The sequence below is a fragment of the Rhodococcus sp. MS13 genome (assembly GCF_013277835.1).
Lineage (GTDB): Bacteria > Actinomycetota > Actinomycetes > Mycobacteriales > Mycobacteriaceae > Rhodococcus_F > Rhodococcus_F erythropolis.
On record NZ_VBTL01000001.1, the window covers coordinates 441,772 to 461,662 of the forward strand.

General features: G+C 62.2%; 16 protein-coding genes and 2 tRNA genes. 7 read left to right on the plus strand and 11 right to left on the minus strand.

What is annotated here, in order from left to right; all coding sequences use genetic code 11:
* Positions 1 to 9: 9 nt before the first annotated feature.
* Positions 10 to 624: a GNAT family N-acetyltransferase gene (locus FEZ59_RS01975; protein WP_003944518.1), complete on the minus strand. Its 615-nt coding sequence runs from the start codon at positions 622 to 624 to the stop codon at positions 10 to 12.
* Between the two features lie 63 nt (positions 625 to 687).
* A complete protein-coding gene (locus tag FEZ59_RS01980; protein WP_019749076.1) occupies positions 688 to 1,695 on the minus strand; it encodes an iron-siderophore ABC transporter substrate-binding protein in 1,008 nt (335 codons plus the stop codon).
* Between the two features lie 120 nt (positions 1,696 to 1,815).
* On the opposite strand from FEZ59_RS01980, the gene FEZ59_RS01985 reads away from it, so the two are divergent.
* Both FEZ59_RS01985 and fdhD read left to right on the plus strand, forming a co-directional pair.
* Positions 1,816 to 4,125 (plus strand): FdhF/YdeP family oxidoreductase, encoded by a 2,310-nt coding sequence (locus FEZ59_RS01985; protein WP_172932157.1) that lies wholly within the window; start codon positions 1,816 to 1,818, stop codon positions 4,123 to 4,125.
* Between the two features lies 1 nt (position 4,126).
* Complete coding sequence (gene fdhD, locus FEZ59_RS01990; RefSeq protein ID WP_020908229.1) at positions 4,127 to 4,996, plus strand: formate dehydrogenase accessory sulfurtransferase FdhD; 870 nt, start codon at positions 4,127 to 4,129, stop codon at positions 4,994 to 4,996.
* Here fdhD and FEZ59_RS01995 read toward each other — a convergent pair.
* The 3 genes from FEZ59_RS01995 to aroQ are packed head-to-tail and all read right to left on the minus strand — an operon-like array spanning position 4,947 to position 8,184.
* The gene (locus FEZ59_RS01995) at positions 4,947 to 6,860 is read right to left on the minus strand and encodes a TIM barrel protein (RefSeq protein ID WP_172932158.1); all 1,914 of its coding nucleotides are present in this window, start codon (positions 6,858 to 6,860) and stop codon (positions 4,947 to 4,949) included. The two genes, fdhD and FEZ59_RS01995, sit on opposite strands and share 50 nt — an antisense overlap.
* Positions 6,857 to 7,735 (minus strand): shikimate dehydrogenase, encoded by an 879-nt coding sequence (locus tag FEZ59_RS02000; protein WP_021333420.1) that lies wholly within the window; start codon positions 7,733 to 7,735, stop codon positions 6,857 to 6,859. Before FEZ59_RS02000 ends, FEZ59_RS01995 begins: the two co-directional genes overlap by 4 nt.
* The gene (gene aroQ / locus FEZ59_RS02005) at positions 7,735 to 8,184 is read right to left on the minus strand and encodes a type II 3-dehydroquinate dehydratase (RefSeq protein WP_029538345.1); all 450 of its coding nucleotides are present in this window, start codon (positions 8,182 to 8,184) and stop codon (positions 7,735 to 7,737) included. The genes FEZ59_RS02000 and aroQ overlap by 1 nt, the downstream gene beginning before the upstream one ends.
* Positions 8,185 to 8,311: 127 nt before the next feature.
* On the opposite strand from aroQ, the gene FEZ59_RS02010 reads away from it, so the two are divergent.
* From FEZ59_RS02010 to FEZ59_RS02020, 3 genes are all read left to right on the plus strand, one after another.
* Entirely contained in the window at positions 8,312 to 8,986 is a 675-nt protein-coding gene (locus tag FEZ59_RS02010) for a TetR family transcriptional regulator (protein WP_019749082.1), read from the plus strand.
* Positions 8,987 to 9,057: 71 nt separating this feature from the next.
* A complete protein-coding gene (locus FEZ59_RS02015) occupies positions 9,058 to 11,280 on the plus strand; it encodes a glycoside hydrolase family 3 C-terminal domain-containing protein (RefSeq protein WP_172932159.1) in 2,223 nt (740 codons plus the stop codon).
* A 203-nt stretch (positions 11,281 to 11,483) separates the two neighbouring features.
* Positions 11,484 to 12,821, plus strand: a complete 1,338-nt coding sequence (locus FEZ59_RS02020) for an MFS transporter (protein WP_020970000.1) — start codon at positions 11,484 to 11,486, stop codon at positions 12,819 to 12,821.
* 84 nt (positions 12,822 to 12,905) lie between these two features.
* On the opposite strand, the gene clpX is transcribed toward FEZ59_RS02020, so the two are convergent.
* The 5 genes from clpX to FEZ59_RS02045 all read right to left on the minus strand — a co-directional run bounded on the left by clpX (position 12,906) and on the right by FEZ59_RS02045 (position 17,633).
* On the minus strand, positions 12,906 to 14,186 hold the full coding sequence (clpX, locus tag FEZ59_RS02025) for an ATP-dependent Clp protease ATP-binding subunit ClpX (protein ID WP_003944582.1): 1,281 nt from the start codon (positions 14,184 to 14,186) through the stop codon (positions 12,906 to 12,908).
* Between the two features lie 369 nt (positions 14,187 to 14,555).
* Complete coding sequence (locus FEZ59_RS02030) at positions 14,556 to 15,218, minus strand: ATP-dependent Clp protease proteolytic subunit (RefSeq protein ID WP_003944539.1); 663 nt, start codon at positions 15,216 to 15,218, stop codon at positions 14,556 to 14,558.
* Between the two features lie 48 nt (positions 15,219 to 15,266).
* The gene (locus tag FEZ59_RS02035; RefSeq protein WP_007730960.1) at positions 15,267 to 15,854 is read right to left on the minus strand and encodes an ATP-dependent Clp protease proteolytic subunit; all 588 of its coding nucleotides are present in this window, start codon (positions 15,852 to 15,854) and stop codon (positions 15,267 to 15,269) included.
* A 216-nt stretch (positions 15,855 to 16,070) separates the two neighbouring features.
* A complete protein-coding gene (gene tig, locus FEZ59_RS02040; protein WP_019749086.1) occupies positions 16,071 to 17,444 on the minus strand; it encodes a trigger factor in 1,374 nt (457 codons plus the stop codon).
* 115 nt (positions 17,445 to 17,559) lie between these two features.
* Positions 17,560 to 17,633, minus strand: a tRNA-Pro gene (locus FEZ59_RS02045).
* Between the two features lie 399 nt (positions 17,634 to 18,032).
* Between FEZ59_RS02045 and FEZ59_RS02050 the strand changes: the two genes are divergently transcribed.
* Positions 18,033 to 18,106, plus strand: a tRNA-Gly gene (locus FEZ59_RS02050).
* Positions 18,107 to 18,299: 193 nt separating this feature from the next.
* Positions 18,300 to 19,094 carry a DUF1542 domain-containing protein gene (locus FEZ59_RS02055; protein WP_172932187.1) on the plus strand — a complete coding sequence of 265 codons (795 nt, stop codon included), beginning with the start codon at positions 18,300 to 18,302 and terminating at the stop codon, positions 19,092 to 19,094.
* On the opposite strand, the gene FEZ59_RS02060 is transcribed toward FEZ59_RS02055, so the two are convergent.
* Complete coding sequence (locus FEZ59_RS02060; protein WP_172932160.1) at positions 19,091 to 19,888, minus strand: Fpg/Nei family DNA glycosylase; 798 nt, start codon at positions 19,886 to 19,888, stop codon at positions 19,091 to 19,093. The genes FEZ59_RS02055 and FEZ59_RS02060 overlap by 4 nt on opposite strands.
* Positions 19,889 to 19,891 lie beyond the last annotated feature (3 nt).

Below are 19,891 nucleotides of genomic sequence, written 5' to 3' on the forward strand. Positions count from 1 at the left end.
TAGTTGGTATCACGCGCCCCGCGGTTGACGCATCATTGCGTAGATCGTCGGCCCGCCGCCTGGCATGACGATGTCACGGGTCACTTCGAAACCGAAGCGGTTGTAGTACGGGATGTTCGATTCCTTGCTGCTCTCGAGGTAAGCGTCGACGTGTTCACGATCGCAACGCTCCAACCGGGAGTTCAGTAGGGCTTTGCCGTATCCCCCACCGCGCGCCGCGCTGCCGGTCCCGACCGTCGCGAGATACCAGTGCGGCGAATTCGGATGTGCTCCTTCGAGAACGGAGCTGACCTCGGCCGCGTGTCGTAGCCCCCTGCCGAAGACACGCACCATTGCGGGCAGGCTCACGAGCCCGGAAATCCACGACTGCTTCCACCGCCCCGGCGGATCCCACAGAGTTGCCCCGCCGATCACGCCGTTGTCATCGGTGGCCACCTCGACACCGCCACCGGCGAAGTGGTGGTAACGAGCTTCTGCGGCAAACAGTTTCGTCAGGCGCTCAGCCCTGGAGTCCTCGTCCGGCAACATCCAGGCCATCAAGGGATCATCTTCGAACGCCTCGGCCAACACCGCCGACAGCGCCGGAATATCGGATCGGACAGCCGGCCGCACGTGTACACCCATGAGGCGAGAGTACCGCCGACTGTCCGAATCCCTGGACTTTGAACAGCGCTGTCCTTGAACCGATCAGACGAGCAAGCCCGCAATCCGCGGCGGAATCTGTTCGAGCGCATACGGCAAGCTCAGTACGGTGCTCCACGTCATGGCTTCGGCAGCAGCGTCTTCCAGAATGATCGCGCGGCCGTCCTTCACGACGTCGAGTTCCTGGTAGATCGGGGTCTTGTCCAATTCCGCCCGAAGCTTGTCGCCGTAGCCACCACCGGCGTACCAGACGAGTACGTCGACGTCCGCAAGCGAGAGTTGCTCGGTGCTGATCTCGGCGAAGTTACCCGTGATCTGATCGGTGACAGGCGGATTCACGAATCCGAGTTCAGTGAAGAACCTCACCTTGGGGTCTTCCGGTCCGTAGACCCCGAATTGCCCCGGCCCCTTCAACGCGCCGACCAGAACGGTCTTGCCGGCAAACGCCGGATTGGCCGTCTTCACGTCGGCGAACTTCTTGTCGACGCCGGCGATCAGCTCGGTGGCCTTTCCTTGCTGCCCCAGCGCTTCGCCGATGATGGTCGTCTGGTTCTGCCAGGGGATTCCGTAATCCGCGAACTCCTTCGGCTGCGCCACCGTCGGCGCAATGGCACTGAGTTTGTCGTACTGCGCCTGAGTGAGCCCGGAGTAGGTGCCGACAATCAGGTCGGGTGTCGTGGCAGCGACCTTCTCCATCTGAATGGTGGTGCCCGCGGTTCCGATGATCTCGGGAGTCGCCCCGTTCAGCAGCGGCTGCGCCCATGGCCACACACCGTAGGGGTAATCGCCGTACCAGTCGAAGGTTCCGACCAAAGTCCCACCGAGGGCGAGGATCGCATCTTGATCGTTGTATCCGACACTGACGATCCGCTGCGGATCCTCGGGCAGCTCGGTAGCCCCAAATTTGTGGGTGATCGATCCCGCAGAGTCACCGCTGGGGGGCGTGTCCTCGTCGTTCGAACTGGAGCAGGCTGCGGCGAATGCCAGCAACGCTCCCGACGTGCCGATCAGAAATCCGCGCCGGGTCAGCCGACCTGCGTCCGTTCGATCCATGCTCTTACCCCTTAAGTCCGCCCGTTCGGTAGGTAAGGCTAGCCGATGAATGTCGCATTCCGGTGAGTTCGACCGTCCCATTCGATGGCAGTACCGCGCCGTTCGGGCCAGTATGGAGACATGACGCGCCAGGGCCCCTCGAAAGACATCGACGAATCGGATCTCGAAGTCACGCACCCCAAGGACTACGCCGCCGGAGTGCCGGCCGTTCTGGTGTCGCTGCAACGAGGAATCGAGCAGATGGGAGCCTTGCGGACCGCCCGAACGCTCACCAGGCTCAACCAGCGTCACGGCTTCGACTGCCCGGGGTGTGCGTGGCCGGAGACTCCCGGACATCGCAAGCCCGCCGAGTTCTGCGAGAACGGAGCGAAGGCCGTTGCCGAGGAAGCAACGCTTCGCACGGTCACGCCTGAATTCTTCGCGGAGCACTCGATCGCCGACCTCGAAGGCAAGACCGATTACTGGCTCGGCCAACAGGGCCGACTGACGCACCCGATGGTCCTGACCCCGGGAGCAACCCATTACCAGCCGATCGACTGGGATGGCGCGTACGCACTGATCGCCGAACATCTGAACGGCCTCGCGTCGCCGGACGAAGCAGTGTTCTACACCTCCGGTCGCACGTCCAACGAAGCAGCGTTTCTCTACCAGTTGATGATTCGTAGCTACGGCACCAACAACATGCCCGACTGTTCCAACATGTGTCACGAGTCGTCCGGAAGCGCACTGACCGAATCCATCGGCATCGGCAAAGGCTCGGTGACGGTTCCCGACCTCGAGAACGCCGATCTCATCCTCATCGCCGGACAGAATCCCGGCACCAACCACCCACGAATGCTCTCGACACTCGAGAAGGCAAAGGGCAACGGCGCCAAGATCATTGCCATCAATCCCCTCCCCGAGGCGGGATTGCGGCGGTTCAAGGATCCGCAGAAAGTCTCCGGCGTGATCGGGCACGGAGTCGACATCGCGGACGAGTTCCTGCAGATCCGGCTGGGCGGCGACATGGCGCTGTTCCAAGGCTTGGGGAAGCTGCTGCTCGAGCAGGAAGATCGCGCTCCCGGCACGGTGGTCGATCGCGCATTCGTCGACCGCTACTGCGCCAGTTGGGACGAATACGAGAAGCACATCCGCGCGGTCGATCTCGACACGGTACTCGAGGCGACGGGCCTGTCGATGGCGCAGCTCGAGGAAACGGCTGCCGCGCTTGCCCGATCCGAGCGAACCGTCACCTGCTGGGCCATGGGCATCACTCAGCACACACACGGAGTCGCCACCATCGAAGAAGCGGTCAACCTGCTGCTCATGCGTGGAATGATGGGCAAACCCGGTGCCGGGGTCTGTCCGGTGCGAGGACACTCCAATGTCCAGGGTGACCGCACGATGGGCATCTGGGAGAAGATGCCGGAAGAGTTCCTGTCCGCGCTCGACACCGAGTTCTCGATCTCGAGCCCTCGCAAGCACGGGTGGGACACCGTGGACGCGATCCGCGCGATGAATGCCGGCAAGGCAAGCTTCTTCATGGCGATGGGCGGCAACTTCATCCAGGCCAGCCCGGACACCGCAGCCACCGAAACCGCGCTGCGCCAATGCGAACTCACCGTTCAGGTTTCCACCAAACTGAACCGAAGCCACGTCGTTCACGGGCAGACCGCAATCATCCTCCCCACCCTCGGACGCACCGACCTCGACGTCCAGGCCGGCGGAAAGCAGCTTGTCTCCGTGGAAGATTCGATGTCCATGGTGCACCTGTCGCGCGGACGCCTCACGCCGGTCAGCCCCTACCTACGTAGCGAAGTCGCCATCATCTGCCAACTCGCCCGCGAACTACTCGGCAGCGATCACTCCGTCCGCTGGTCGGCCTTCGAGGGCAACTACGACCTGATTCGCGACTCCATCTCACGAGTGGTGCCCGGATGCGAAAACTACAACACCCGGGTTCGCCAGCCGGATGGATTCCAGCTCCCACACCCACCGCGTGACTCGCGTGAGTTCCGCACGCACACCGGCAAAGCCAACTTCGGCGTGAACGAACTGCACTGGATACCCACTCCGAGCGGGCGCCTGATTCTGCAGACCATGCGCAGCCACGACCAGTACAACACCACGATCTACGGCCTCGACGACAGATACCGCGGTATCAAGGGCGGACGCAAGGTCATCCTCGTCAATGCCGAAGACATCACTGCACTCGGATTCCGCGACGGCGATCTCGTCGACATCGTGTCCGAGTGGACAACACCAGACGGAACACTCGAAGAGCGTCGGGTCACGGAATTCCGCATCGTCTCCTACGACACCCCCCGCGGCAATGCGGCGGCGTACTACCCCGAGACAAATCCGCTCGTTCCCCTCGAACACGTTGCAGCCAAGTCGAACACGCCGGTCTCGAAGGCCGTCACTGTTCGACTCGAAGCATCAGGCGCCTGAGATGGGACGGGTCACCGCACGAACACCGGTCGTTCGAATCTCGGGTGATCGGGTCGTCACGCGCCCCGACACGCTGGCCGTCGAAGAACCACTCGAAATGAGGGTTGGCGGTCAGGTGCTGGCCGTGACGATGCGAACACCAGGCAACGACGTCGACCTCGTCCACGGATTCCTTCTCAGCGAAGGCGTCATCGGTACCCGCGACGACGTGAGCGTCGTCCGGTACTGCGACGGCGTCGACGAAACCGGCGCGAACACCTACAACGTCCTCGACATCGCGCTCGCTCCCGGAGTGCCGTTGCCCGATCACACCACCGATCGCAACACCGTCGTCAGTTCCGCGTGCGGCGTGTGCGGCAAGACGTCACTCGATGCCGTCCGAACCACCACGCGGCATCCCCTGGTCGGTGACACGACTTCCGTCACCTCCACCGTCCTGTCTGCCATGCCGGTCACGCTTCGGGAGAGCCAACGGATCTTCGAGCGCACCGGAGGCCTGCACGCAGCCGGATTGTTCACCGCCACCGGCGAACTCCTGGCGCTGCGCGAGGACGTCGGCCGGCACAACGCAGTCGACAAGGTGATCGGGTGGGCAATCACCGACGGCCGAGTGCCGCTCTACGACACGATCCTGATCGTCAGTGGGCGGGCGTCGTTCGAACTCGTCCAGAAGGCCGTCATGGCGGGCATTCCGATTCTGGGCGCAGTCTCCGCGCCGTCGTCATTGGCCGTGGAGCTGGCACAGGAATCGGGGTTGACCCTCGCCGGTTTCATCCGCGGCGATTCGATGAATATCTACTCGCACCCGCACCGAGTCGAGGTCACGTCTGATTCGCGCGCAACTGAGCCGACAGTCGCACAGCGGAGTTGACCTCCCCGTAGCCCTCGTATCCACCCACTCGCTGCACGACCTCGAAGAACAGGTCTCCCCCGACCGTCGGGGTGAACAGGTGGAAGAACTCACCGCGGGCGTCAGCGTCGTAAAGGATTCCGGCGCTGCGCATCCGGTCGAGCAGTTCTGAATTCAGACCGAAACGTGCGTCCAGATCGTCGTAGTAGTTCGGGGAAATGGGTAGCGGAGCAAAGCCGCAGTCCTGCATGGACGCAGCGGCACCGAAGATGTTCTCACACGCGAAAGCGACGTGGCTGACGCCGCCGCGACGGACCGTCGGCAGCCCGCTTCGACTGCCCTCCACCATGTTCAGTGAGATCCGCAGGGTACGTCCGTCACCGTCATGAACGAGCGTGAGTGCCTGGCTCCGCATGAGTCCGACCGAATCGGTGACATCCTGCCCCTCGTGCGGTTGCATCTCGAACACGGACCGCAGGAGCAGCATGATGCCGTCCCAACTCTCCGCCGGAACTGCCAGTGCCACGTGGTCGATCCCGGTGAACACTGCGCCCTGTTCACGATTGCGCTCGGCGGGCAGCGGGTAGATCTCGAATGCCGATTCCCACGCTGCAGCGCTGCCGGGGCCACGAAGGTCGATCGATGTCGCATCGGTGACCTTCAAGCGTACGACGTCCGGTACCTCGGAGTTCTCGTCGCTCGAACCGGGCAACTGCACGCGCGTCGCCGGTACTTCGAGAGCCAGAGCGCGCTCTCCCCACACTTCGGGTTCGGTTGCCCTGATGCCGATCTGAGTGAGAACCGGCAGATCCGCGGGCAGCCCGGGCGCCGTCCACACCGTGCCCGCTGTCGCGTCGACGGCAACGGTGAGCGGTCCGTGCCGCCACAACTGCAAGTCGTGATCGTGGTGCCGTCCGACCAGATGAAAACCGACGCGGGAGAGCATCGAGTGCACCTGGTCCTGTTTAGCCGGACCCGCAGCGATTCGCAGAGACACGATCCCTTCGAGCGGGGTGCGCTCCGGGGCGGTGAACAGCGTGGGTCCACCGGCGGAAGGGTTCGCGGCGGCGACCTGTTCTTCCAGATGGAGGAGCGAGCGATGAGCGTCGATTGCCGTCCGCTGGGTGTCCGCGCGTCGGAATACGTCGTTGAAGATCTCGAGCGACCACGGTCCGTCGTAACCGGTGGCGTAGACATGCTGAGCGAACGCACTGAGATCGAAGCTGCCCTGCCCCGGGAAGTTTCGGTGATGCCGGCTCCACTGGAGGATGTCCATCGCCAAGAACGGAGCGTCCGCCAACTGGAGGAAGAAGATCTTCTCGCCGGGAATCTCGCGAATTCCGGCGGGATCGTCACCGCGCGAGAGGATGTGAAAGCTGTCCAAACAGGTTCCGAGCGCCGCGTGATCGACTCCCTCGACGATCCTCCAAGCATGACCGTACGTGTTGACGTGGGCACCCCATGCGAGCGCCTCGTAGGCAACCTTCTTGCCGTGCTCGGACGCCAGTTCGGCGAGAGCTCCGAATTGCTCTGTCAACTGACCGTCATCGTGACTTGCGGTCGGCAGGGGCGAGGAGCACACCAGGAGCGTCTCGCACCCCAGTTGATCCATGAGCTCGAATTTGCGTTGCACTCGAACAAGATTCCGAGCAAATTGGGCCTCGTCCACCGTGTCGAAGTCACGGAACGGCTGATACAGATCGAGGGTCAAGCCCAGATCCGCAGCCCGCGTTCGTAATTCCTTCGGGGACCACGGCGAAGCGACAAAATCCGGCTCGAACACCTCGAAGCCGTCGAAGCCGGCAGCAGCGATGGCGTCGAGCTTCTCCTCGAGAGTGCCACTGAGCGATACCGTCGCGATCGACGTCCGGACCGGGGCACTCACAGCGCTGCCGCAGTCTGTTCGCCGTGCACGAGTTCCGTCATGTGCGCGAGCATCCGCTTACTGTCGGGCTCGATGCCCGTGAAGATCCGGAACGCGTCGACGGCCTGAAAGACAGTCATTCCGCCTCCGCTGAGCGTCGGGGCTCCGATCAACCTCGCCTGACGTAGCAGCTCGGTCTCGAGCGGGCGGTAGACGATTTCCGCTACCCACAGATCTGGACGGAGCAGATCTGGCGAGAATGCCATTCCGGGATGAGCCGCCATTCCCATCGGAGTCGCGTGGATCAATCCGTTTGCGTTGCCGAGCACTTCGGCGAGGTCGCTCGTGTGCCGCGCCTCGACAACCTGCGCCGGAAACTGCTGCGCGAAGGTTTGTGCAAGTTCCTCCGCGCGAGGCAGGCTCGAATCGACCAACGTCAGTGTCCCGACACCGCGGGTGAGCGCTGCATAGGCAACCGCCGCACCGGCTCCGCCGGCACCGAGCTGCACGACGCGATCGAGCTGTGCTCCGGGAAGTCCGTCGTCGAAGTTGCGGCCGAAGCCCGACCAATCAGTGTTGTGTCCGATCGCCTTGCCGGAGTCGAAGAGGACCGTGTTCACCGCTCCGAGCCGGCTCGCATCCGGCGAGAGCTCGTCGAGGTGTTCGATCACCAACTGCTTGCACGGGTGAGTGATGTTGAGGCCGCGGAAGCCGAAACGTCTTGCATAGGTGAGAAGTTCACCGATGTCCGACGGCGCCATTCCCATCACGTCGAGATCGAGGATGCGGTAGACGTAAGGCAGGCCCTGTCTGCGCCCTTCTTCCTCGTGCATGATCGGAGTCAAGGAGGCTCCGATTCCGGTGCCGATCAGACCGCAGAGGATCGAATCACTCATCAGTTCTTCCCTTCTCGGATGCAGACGAATTCGACTGCGGCGCTGTATCCGTCGATTCCCAATCCACAGATGACGGCGTCGGCGATGCCGGAGACATACGAGTGGTGACGGAATTCTTCGCGACTGTGGATGTTGCTGATGTGCACCTCCACGACGGGGGCATCGAGTGTGACCAGAGCGTCGCGCAACGCAACGGAGGTGTGCGAGTACCCACCGGGATTGATGACGATGCCCGCGACATTTCCCCTGGCCTCGTGGACCCAATCGATCAGTTGGCCCTCGTGGTTCGACTGCTTTGCCTCGACCACCACTCCGAACTTCTCGGCCGCCGCTTCACAGCGGGAAACGACGTCGTCCAGGGTGTCTCTCCCGTAGAACTCCGGTTGGCGCTGGCCCAACAAATTCAAGTTGGGTCCGTTGAGGACCAGAACCGGTAGAGATGGAGTCATCAGGGGCACCTCGGGGTTGACGCTCGAAACTAATGTACGAACTAGTGAGTTAGTTCACTGGACGTTACTCCCCCGACGTGAACTCGACAAGCAAAGTCGACAAACTGCTGGCAGATAGAGTGAGCACATGGTTTCCGAGCAGTCAGTGAACTCTGTGGTGTCGAAGCCGGAGAAACGACGCCGAAACAGCGATCTGACCAGGGTGAACATCATCGCCGTCGCGACCGAGGAGTTTGCCGACAAAGGCTTCGCCGGCGCCCGGGTCGACGAGATCGCAACCAAGACGCATACCACCAAGCGCATGATCTACTACTACTTCACCGACAAGGAAGGGCTGTACAAGTCGGTACTCGAGCATGCGTACAGCGTCATTCGTGCGCAGGAACGTGAACTCGACCTCGAGGGATTGAACCCCACGGCAGCAGTCCGCGCTTTGGCCGAACTCACCTTCGACCACCACGAACAGCACCCGAATTTCATTCGCCTCGTGGCCAACGAGAACATGCTCCGCGGCGAGCACATCGAGAAATCCGAGTTACTCAGCGGCCTCGGCGCCCCTGCCGCCGACCTGGTCTCGCAGATCCTGCACGACGGGCAGCAGTCTGGGGCATTCCGCTCCGACGTCGATGCTCTCGATATTCACATGTTGATCAGCAGTTACTGCGTCTTTCGTATCGCCAATCGGTACACCTTCAAAGCGCTCTTCGACCGCGATCTGACCGACTCGACGCATCGTGAGCATCTTCGAACAATGCTCGGCGACATGGTTGTTGCGTTCCTGACCTCGAAGGCGCCGTCCTGACCTACCCCGAAGTCCGAAAAATCCCCCTACGGTGGTGAGTGGAACTCACAGCTGCCACCGGGAGGAATGACGTGACCGAGAATTACGTAGACGGGCTTTCACTCGAGGAGAAGGCGTCGTTGACGTCCGGCTCGGATTTCTGGCACAGCCAGTCCGTTGCCGGAATCGAATCGATACTCCTGACCGACGGTCCGCACGGAGTCCGGAAACAACCCGAGGGCGGCGACGCACTCGGACTCGGCCACAGCATTCCAGCGACGTGTTTCCCACCGGCGGTCGGGTTGGGCTCGTCGTGGAACCTCGACCTCATCCGCCAGGTCGGTGAGGCTCTGGGCGACGAAGCCAAAGCCGAACAGGTCTCGGTCCTCCTCGGCCCAGGCATCAACATCAAACGATCACCCTTGTGTGGCAGGAATTTCGAATACGTCTCCGAGGACCCATTCCTCTCCGGCCGCGTCGCGGCAGCGCTGATCACCGGTATCCAGTCTCGCGGCGTCGGAACCTCGCTCAAGCACTTCGCTGCCAACAACCAAGAACACGACCGGATGAGAGTCAGTGCCGACGTCGACGAACGGACGCTGCGCGAGATCTATCTGGCCGGCTTCGAATACGCCGTCAAGACCGCGGCCCCGACGACGGTCATGTGCTCGTACAACAAGATCAACGGTGTGTACTCGAGCCAGAACCATTGGCTGCTCACCGAGGTACTCCGCGAACAGTGGGGCTTCGACGGCCTCGTCGTTTCGGACTGGGGAGCGGTCAACGACCGCGTGGCGGCACTCGCCGCGGGCCTCGACCTGGAAATGCCGCCGACCGGAACCGATACCCAGATCGTCGACGCCGTGCGCGGTGGCGACCTGGACGAATCCGTGCTCACCACTGCAGCCGAACGACTGTCGACGCTCGTGAAACGCACCGCCGCCGCGCGCACCGAAGGCCACACGTACGACGTCGAGCGTCACCACGAACTGGCACGGACCGCTGCAGCGGAGTCCGCTGTCTTGCTGGCCAACGACGGAGAACTACTGCCGCTGACCCCCGGCGGGCAAACTGTCGCGGTGATCGGCGAATTCGCGTGCAGCCCGCGGTACCAGGGGGCCGGCAGTTCACAGGTGGTTCCAACCAAGCTCGACAATGCCTTGGACGCGATCCTCGACCTCGAAGGCTCCGACCGCGTCACTTTCGCACCGGGCTTCACCTTCGACGGCACTCCGGACGACCACATGGTCACCGAGGCAGTCGACGCCGCACGCCGCGCTGACGTCGCGGTGCTGTTCCTCGGACTACCGTCCGCCACAGAATCCGAAGGATTCGACCGAACCGACATCGAACTGCCGGCTGACCAGATCGCCCTGCTGGAAGCGGTCCACGGCGCGAACCCGAACACGGTCGTCGTGCTCGCCAACGGCGGTGTGGTTTCGATCGAGCCTTGGAAGGATCATGCCGCCGCAATCCTCGAGGGCTGGCTACTCGGCCAGGCGGGCGGCTCGGCGATTGCCGATCTTCTGTTCGGCATCACGAATCCGTCCGGCCGCCTGACGGAGACCATTCCGCTTCGCCTCCAAGACAATCCGTCGTATCTGCATTTCCCGGGGTCACAGCAGCACGTCCGCTACGGCGAAGGCCTGTACGTGGGATACCGCTACTACGACTCCGCGCTGCGCGAAGTGGCGTACCCGTTCGGGTTCGGGCTGAGCTACACCACCTTCGACATCACCGATACCTCCGTCGAAGCCGGTGAGAACTCCGCCGAAGTGACCGTCACCGTGCGCAACAGCGGCGACCGATCGGGCAGCACCGTCGTTCAGGTCTACGTCCACAACGCCTCGGCAAGCATCGATCGACCCGCGCAGGAATTGAAGGGCTTTGCCAAGGTCCACCTCGACCCCGACGAATCCGCGACTGTGACCATCACGCTCGACACCAGGGCATTCGCCTATTGGTCCGTCGCGGCGCAGGACTGGGCGATCGAACCTGGCGACTACGAGATCCGCGTCGGCTTCTCGTCTCGGGACATCGCAACCACCGACACGATCACCCTGGCCGGGAACGTCGGCGTCGGCACGCTCGACGCCATGTCGACCATCGGCGAATGGCTCGCCCATCCCGTCGGCAGCGCAGTTCTCGGCGCCGCCATGGCTGCCGCAGCGGGCGACGGTGCACAGGCGGTCAGCCCCGAGATGATGGCACTCGCAGGCTCGATGCCGCTCGGAAAACTCGCCACCTTCGGCCTCGGCATCACCGAGGAACAGGTGGCGCAGTTGGTGGCGGCCGCCGCGCAGCCAGGCTCCTGACCGCCTGAACTGCGGTTTCGACGTGCGAAGAGTCCGCCGGTAGATTTTTATGAACTATTTGGTTAATAATCTTGTGTAGTCGCTGTGGCGTCGGTTACATTCCTTGTATCGCTCTCCGCACAGACGTTCTCGATACGAACACCATCGACGAACACCATCGGCGGATGTAGAGCCTCCACGACGCTTCCACCCAGGAGATGAGCATGTCAGCTAGCACGGTTACACCGTCCGGCCCCGAGGCGGGATCCTTGGCCAGGCCGGACACGACCAAGGTCAAGCGCGCCGCAACGTCGTCGTTTCTCGGCAGCATGCTCGAGTACTACGACTTCTACATCTACGCATCCGCCGCTGCACTCATCTTCCCCACCGTGTTCTTCCCGGACAGCGGACATGCGGCACTGCTTTCGCTGGCCACCTTCGGTGTCGCGTACGTCGCGCGTCCCCTCGGCGCTGTAGTCCTCGGCCATTTCGGTGACCGCGTCGGCCGCAAGAAGATCATGCTGCTCACGCTCATCATGATGGGCGCAGCAACATTCCTCATCGGATGTATTCCCAGCGCGGATTCGATCGGAGTTCTTGCACCGATACTGCTGGTCCTGATGAGAATCGCTCAGGGCATCTCCGCCGCTGGCGAACAGAGTGGCGCCAGCTCACTGACTCTCGAACATGCTCCCGAAGGTCGACGGGCATTCTTCTGCAGCTGGACCCTCAACGGCACCCAGGCCGGCTTCATCCTCGCCAGCCTCGTCTTCCTGCCCATCGCCGCACTCCCCGACGACATCCTCTACACGTGGGGCTGGCGAATCCCGTTCTGGGGCAGCCTGATCGTTCTCGTGGCTGCATACATCATGCGTCTCAAGCTCGAAGAGCCGGAAGAGTTCACCGAGCAGCAGGAGTCGAAGGCCGTCGCCAAATTGCCTGTTGCCGATCTCCTTCGCACCCACAGCGCAAATCTGATTCGCGTGATCTGCTGCGCTTTCATCGCCGTCGTCTCGACCATCTTCTCCGTCTTCGGACTCGCCTTCGCGACCACCGAGGAAGTGGGGATTCCGAAGTCGACCATGCTCTGGGTGGCTATCGCAGCCAACGCCGTGGCCTTGCTCAGCCAGCCCGCCTGGGCGATTCTCTCCGACCGGATCGGTCGCAGGCCGCTGTTCATCGGTGGCGCCCTCGGTAGCGCGGTGTTCATCTACGTGTACTTCGGCGCAATCGCCAGCGGCAACGTCCCGCTGATCTTCCTGGCCGCAATCGGATTGATGTCCGTCTTCTACGCTGCCCCGAATGCCATCTGGCCGTCGTTCTACTCCGAAATGTTCAACACCAAGGTCCGCTACTCCGGCATCGCGATCGGCACCCAGGTCGGCTTCGCCCTCGCAGGCTTTGCGCCCGCCATCGGCAACGCCCTCATGGGCGGGGACAAGACACACTGGATGCCCGTTGCCATTCTGACATCGGTGGCCTGCGTCATCTGCGCGATCTCCGCGTTCACCGCCAAGGAGACGTTCCGCACTCCCCTCAAGGAACTCGGCAACCCGATCTAGCCGAACACCCCCCAGACACCCTGCACGAACGACTGTGGCCCGGCATCTCGCGAGAGATACCGGGCCACAGTCGTTTTGAAGTTTCTACGCCGTCTTGTCGCGACGCTCGCCACGCTCCGGCTTACGCGGAACGATGGTCGGAAGTACGTTGTCGTTGACGGTCTCCGCGGTGACGACCACCTTTTCGACGTCGTCACGGCTGGGGATGTCGTACATCACCGGAAGAAGAACCTCTTCCATGATGGCGCGCAGGCCACGAGCGCCGGTTCCACGCAAGATCGCCTGATCGGCAATAGCGTCGAGCGCTTCTTCGGTGAACTCGAGTTCGACGCCGTCCATGTCGAAGAGACGACGGTACTGCTTGACGAGAGCGTTCTTGGGCTCCGACAAGATCTGAACGAGCGATTCCTTGTCGAGGTTGGTCACCGACGCGATCATCGGCAAACGGCCGATGAACTCGGGAATCAGACCGAACTTGATCAAATCCTCCGGCATGACCTCGGCGAAACGATCGACCGTATCCAGTTCGGCCTTCGACCGAACCTCGGCGCCGAAACCGATACCGCGCTTGCCGACACGATCGGAGACGATCCGCTCGAGACCAGCGAAAGCGCCCGCGACGATGAACAGCACGTTCGTGGTGTCGATCTGAATGAATTCCTGGTGCGGATGCTTGCGACCACCCTGCGGCGGGACGCTCGCCTGCGTACCTTCGAGGATCTTCAGCAACGCCTGCTGAACACCTTCGCCGGAGACGTCACGCGTGATCGACGGGTTCTCGCTCTTGCGAGCGATCTTGTCGACCTCGTCGATGTAGATGATTCCGGTCTCGGCGCGCTTGACATCGTAGTCGGCAGCCTGAATCAGCTTGAGCAGAATGTTCTCGACGTCCTCACCGACGTAGCCGGCCTCGGTCAACGCCGTCGCATCGGCGATGGCGAACGGGACGTTGAGCATCTTCGCGAGAGTCTGAGCGAGGTACGTCTTGCCACAGCCGGTGGGGCCGAGCATCAAGATGTTGGATTTTGCGAGCTCAACCGTCTCACCCCGCGCATCACGGCCCTTGTCTCCGGCCTGAATGCGCTTGTAGTGGTTGTAGACGGCCACGGCCAGCGTCCGCTTGGCGGAATCCTGACCGATGACGTAGTTCTCGAGGAATTCTCGGATCTCCGCAGGCTTGGGAAGCTCGTCGAGCTTGACCTCGCTCGATTCGGCCAATTCCTCTTCGATGATCTCGTTGCAGAGGTCGATGCACTCGTCGCAGATGTACACCCCGGGTCCTGCAATGAGCTTTTTGACCTGCTTCTGACTCTTGCCGCAGAAAGAGCACTTGAGCAGATCCCCGCCGTCGCCGATGCGTGCCATCTCGTGAGGTCCCTACTTTCCATCATGTACGTGCACTCGCCGCCACTCGATCGGTCGAGACGCTCCGCAGTACTCGGTATCAGATCAGAAGTTGTCAGATCAGAAGTTGTCGGATCAGACAAACTGATCAACAAACTGATCGAACAAATCTGGTCGAACAATCGCAGAACGCCGGTCGAGAACCAGCCCGTGAAGTGACGGTACCCGCAGATCCCGAACGGGGTCGACCTGTTCTCGGCGTTTCGCCTGCGGATAAAAAAGAAAAGAGTCGAGATTTCAGCCTGGCGAGCACTCCACCAGGCACTTCTCGACGTGTCCGCCTCGTGTCGGGAATCGGAATACAGATCCTCGACACGAGGCGGAAATCGACTACTTCTGTGCGCTGAGCTTCCGGTAAGCCAGCACGTCGTCGATGATGCCGTACTCCTTGGCCTGCTCGGCCGTGAGGATCTTGTCGCGATCGGTGTCGACGCGGATGGTCTCCGGATCCTTGCCCGTGTGCAGCGACAGCGTGCTCTCCATGAGTCGACGCATACGCTCGATTTCCGCAGCCTGGATCTCCAGATCGGAAACCTGACCCTGGATGCCGCCCGTGGCCGGCTGGTGAATCAGAATGCGCGAGTTGGGGAGCGCGAAGCGCTTGCCCGGCGTACCACCGGCGAGAAGGACAGCAGCTGCCGAAGCAGCCTGACCGAGGCAGACGGTGGAGATGTCGGCACGGACGTACTGCATCGTGTCGTAGATCGCCATCAGCGCGGTGAACGAACCACCGGGCGAGTTGATGTACATGGTGATGTCGCGGTCCGGATCCTGCGATTCGAGAACCAGCAACTGTGCCATGAGGTCGTTGGCGGAGACGTCGTCGACCTGCGAGCCGAGGAAGATGATGCGCTCCTCGAACAGCTTGTTGTACGGGTCGGACGTCTTGACGCCGTAGCTGGTCTGCTCCGTGAACTGGGGCAGGATGTAACGCGATTGGGGGCCCGACGGCGCCTGGCCGCCCAGCGAGTTAGCTCCGAAAAGATTGGTCATCAGTTCTCCAAAGTATGAATTGGGCAGCGAAAGGATGGACGAACCGGCTCAGTTGCCGGTGCCGCCGGCCTGATTCGCACGGGAGACGACGTGGTCGACGAAGCCGTACTCGAGTGCTTCCTTCGCCGTGAACCAACGGTCACGGTCGGAGTCCGCGGTGATCTGCTCGACCGTCTGGCCGGTGTGCTGAGCGATCAGCTCGGCCATTTCGCGCTTGGTGTGCTTGAACTGCTCGGCCATGATCGCGATGTCACTGGCGGAACCACCGATACCGGCGGACGGCTGGTGCATCATGATGCGGGCGTGAGGCAGTGCGTAACGCTTGCCCTTGGTGCCTGCCGAGAGCAGGAACTGACCCATCGACGCCGCAAGGCCCATACCGAAGGTGGCGATGTCGCACTCGGCGAACTGCATCGTGTCGAAGATCGCCATACCTGCGGTGACAGATCCACCGGGCGAGTTGATGTAGAGCGAGATGTCTCGCGTCGGGTCCTCGGCCGAGAGCAGCAGGATCTGCGCGCACAGCTTGTTGGCGATGTCGTCGTCGACCTGGGTACCGAGGAAAATGATGCGCTCTCGCAGCAAGCGCTCGTACACCGAGTCGCTGAGGTTCAACCCAGCGGTCGCTGAAGTCATGGCGGGACTCTGCAAAGTCTCCAGGTGATTGGAAGTCACGGTACCTGCCTTCTATGTGGATCTACTTGTGCGGTGGATCGTCTATGCGAAACACTTCTACTGACACAGACAGTAACGAAGTAGGGCGGCACCGGAGTCCCGGTGCCGCCCTACTTCGCTCAAAGCGGAAAACTCAGTGCAGTCGATCGTGGTGAAAACACCCGTCCGCCTGCGTTTTTACTTGTCTTCGCTCTCGGCGGAATCAGACGCATCCGCTTCGGTTTCGTCCTCGCTGCTGCCGAACAGTTCAGCGGTGTCGACAACGGCGCCGGAGGTGTCCTTGACACCGGCCGACTCGACGACGGACGCGAGAGCCTTGCCACGACGGACGTCTGCGAAGACGGCGCCGAGCTGGTTGGCCTGCTGGATCTGCTGGATGAACTGCTCAGGAGCCATGCCGTAACGCTGCGCCTGGAACAGGATGCGCTCGGTGAGCTCGTCCTGACCGACGGTGACGTTGCCCGCATCGGCGATCGAGTCGAGCAAGAGCTGCGTCTTGACGGAGCGCTCAGCGGCTTCCTGGGCATCCTTGTCGAACTCTTCGCGGCTGCTGCCCTGCTCTTCGAGGAGCTTGTTCAGTGCCTCTTCGTCGTGATCGAGACCGTGAACGGCGTCATGCAGTGCAGCATCGACCTCAGCCTTGACGACGGCTTCCGGCAACGGAACCTCGACCGTCTCGAGCAGCTGCTCGAGAACCTTGTCGCGGATCTGACCGGCCTGCTCGACCTTGCGGACGCGTGCGACGCGCTCGCGGAGGTCAGCCTTCAGTTCTTCCAGGGTGTCGAACTCGCTGGCGAGCTGAGCGAACTCGTCGTCCTCAGCCGGAAGCTCGCGCTCCTTGACCGTCTGCACGGTCACGGTGACAACAGCTTCCTTGCCCGCGTACTCGCCGGCGACCAGCGTCGACGTGAAGTCCTTGGACTCCCCCGCCTTGAGGCCGATGATGGCTTCGTCGAGGCCCTCGATGAGCTGGCCCGATCCGACCTCGTGCGACAGTCCGCTAGCGGTTGCCTCGGCAACGTTCTCGCCGTCGACGGTGGCCGACAGGTCGATGGAGACGAAGTCGCCGTCCTCGACTGCGCGGTCGACGCCGGTGAGGGTGCCGAAACGCTGACGCAGCGAAAGCAACTGCTCTTCGATGGCTTCGTCGGTGATCTCGATCGGATCGACCTCGACGTTGATGGAGCTGAAGTCAGGGAGCTCGATCTCGGGGCGCACGTCGACCTCGGCGGTGAACTCGAGGAGCTCGCCGTCTTCGATCTTGGTGACCTCGATCTCGGGCTGGCCGATGGCCTTCACGCCGGCGCTGGTGACAGCCTCGGAGTAACGCGACGGCAGAGCGTCGTTGACGACCTGCTCGAGCACAGCGCCGCGACCGACACGTGCTTCGAGGAGGCGAGCCGGAGCCTTGCCGGGACGGAAGCCGGGGAGACGAATCTGCTGCGCGAGGGCCTTGTAGGCCTTGTCGAAATCAGACTTGAGTTCCGCGAAGGGCACCTCAACGTTGATACGGACTCGCGTCGGGCTGAGCTGCTCGACGGTGCTCTTCACGAAACTTCGCTCCTTCGTCTGGTCTTGCTCACAACTTGTGTTGAATCGGTACTGCTGTCTGGCGCGGCACTTCACTCCCGGACTTACTGGAGGTGAAGTGCCATGTACGTACTTGTCGGGATGACAGGATTTGAACCTGCGACCCTCCGCTCCCAAAGCGGATGCGCTACCAAGCTGCGCTACATCCCGTTTCCGATCACATGAAACACACGATACGGCCATCCGAGGCCACAAAGACAGCGGGCCACAAAGGCAGCCACCATCGGTGACCGCGCACAACCCTATCGCGCTCACTACTCTCTCACGAACCCGACCGTCGTTTGTACACGGCCCGCCTGTCCGACCCCGTCAGTATGTCATCCGACCGCCGCCACATACAGCCTTGGCTGAACGAAACGTGATGACAGCCGGAATCAGAAGCCGGGCCGCAAGGCAAGACACCCCGACTCGCCGGGCATTTCGGCAATTCCCCAGGTGAACGACGGTATCGAACTTCTCCAACCCCCCGATTATGAAATCCGGTGGGGCATTGGGTACAGTTTCGTATCGCAGACGACGAACACGGCGATCCCGAGTTGTCGTATGCACGGGGATGTAGCTCAATGGTAGAGCCTCAGTCTTCCAAACTGATCACGCGGGTTCGATTCCCGTCATCCCCTCCATGAGGAGGGAAACTCCACAAAAATCCGCATCGGCCTGGCCGGTGCGGATTTTTTGTGTTCAGACTTTGTGCACTCAGGCCACTCCCCTGTGGTCCGTATCCTGGAGTTGTCCGGATCGATTCTGCTCGGGAGGCCACTCGTGACCACGATTCTTCTCATACTCGTCGTTCTGGCCGTAGTCGTATTTCTGGTCATGAAAAGCCAGCAACGCGGTTCCGGCCACAGCGCAACACAACTCGACGACGCGAAAGCCGATGCCAGGCAGGCGATCGAACGCCTCGGCGGTCAGGTCTACAACCTGACCGGCAGTGACGACGCGTCGCGCCAAGCCCTCGCCGACGCGGCCGAACGGTACAACGCCGCAGGCTCGCAGATCGATCAGGCCGCAACGCCGGTGCAGGCACGTCTCGCGAAACAGACTGCGCTGGAAGGGCTTTACTACATCCGCGCGGCGCGGGTGGCAATGGGCATGGATCCGGGACCGGAAGTTCCTTCCATCGACGGACAGAAGGCTGCGGGTTCGGTCACCGAAGACCGTGAGGTCGAATTCGAGGGCCGCAAGGTCGCGGCATCACCCAATCCGTCGTCGCACACACCCAACTACTACCCCGGTGGCCGAGTCGCCGGACGCCCGGTCCCGGCCGGCTGGTACTCCGAACCCTGGTGGAAGCCTGCCCTCGTCGCCGGCGCCTGGGGTCTGGGTTCGATGATGCTGTTCTCGACCATGTTCTCCGGCATGGCCGGGGTTCCTTACGGCGCAGAAGCTTTCGCGCAGGGTGGCGATACGGGAGCCGGCGACTCGGGAGACCAGGGTGAATCGGGAGATCAGGGCGACTCGGGAGATCAGGGTATGGACGCCGGTGACTCCGGCGCGGAACAAGGAAGTGTCGACAACACCGATTTCACCGCAGACGGTGGAGGCAGCGACTACGGGGACTTCGGAGGCGGCGATTTCGGCGGCGGAGACTTCGGCGGCTTCGACTTCTAAACCGACTGGCACACCTGGCACCAGAACAGGTTTCGCGCCTCCATGACGGAATGCAGGATCGGTGTGCCGCACACGCGGCACGGCGATCCTGCTCTTCGGTAAACGTAAGTCCGCGGACGATCCTTCGCGTACGCCGGATCACCGTTGTCGTGCTCGGCGCGAACGACGTGCATCTTCCCGCGCCTGACACCAACCTTCATCAATTCGACAAGATCTGCCCACATGGCAGTCCATTCGTCGTGAGAGATGAGATTCCCCGGTCGTTCAGGGCTGATTCCGTGACGAAAGAGAAGTTCGGCGCGATAGACGTTGCCGACACCCGCCAGGACCGCTTGATCCATGAGCAGCGCGCCGATCGCCTTCTTGGACTTGGAGATTCGCACCCATGCCTGGTGTGGATCCGCGCCGCGGCGCAGTGGGTCCGGCCCGAGTCTGGCCTCGATCGCGGCGACCTGAGGCGGCAGTAGGACTTCGCAGGCGGTGGGACCACGAAGGTCGGTGCCGAAATCGGCACCGACCATTCGCATCCGGACCTGGCCTACCGGTTCTTCCATCGGCAGGGCGGAGTCGGTGAACTTTCCGTACAGCCCGAGGTGTACGTGAACTGTCAATCCGTTGTCATAGGTGTGCCAGAGGTGCTTCCCCCAGGCATCCGAGGACGTGAGTACGTGTCCGTCCACCAGACGCGCGTCCTCGGCGAATCTGCCTTGCGGGCTGAGGACGCGGACCGGTGAACCGACGAACTTGCGGGCATGCAACCGTGCCAGTCGATGCAGGGTATGACCTTCAGGCACGGA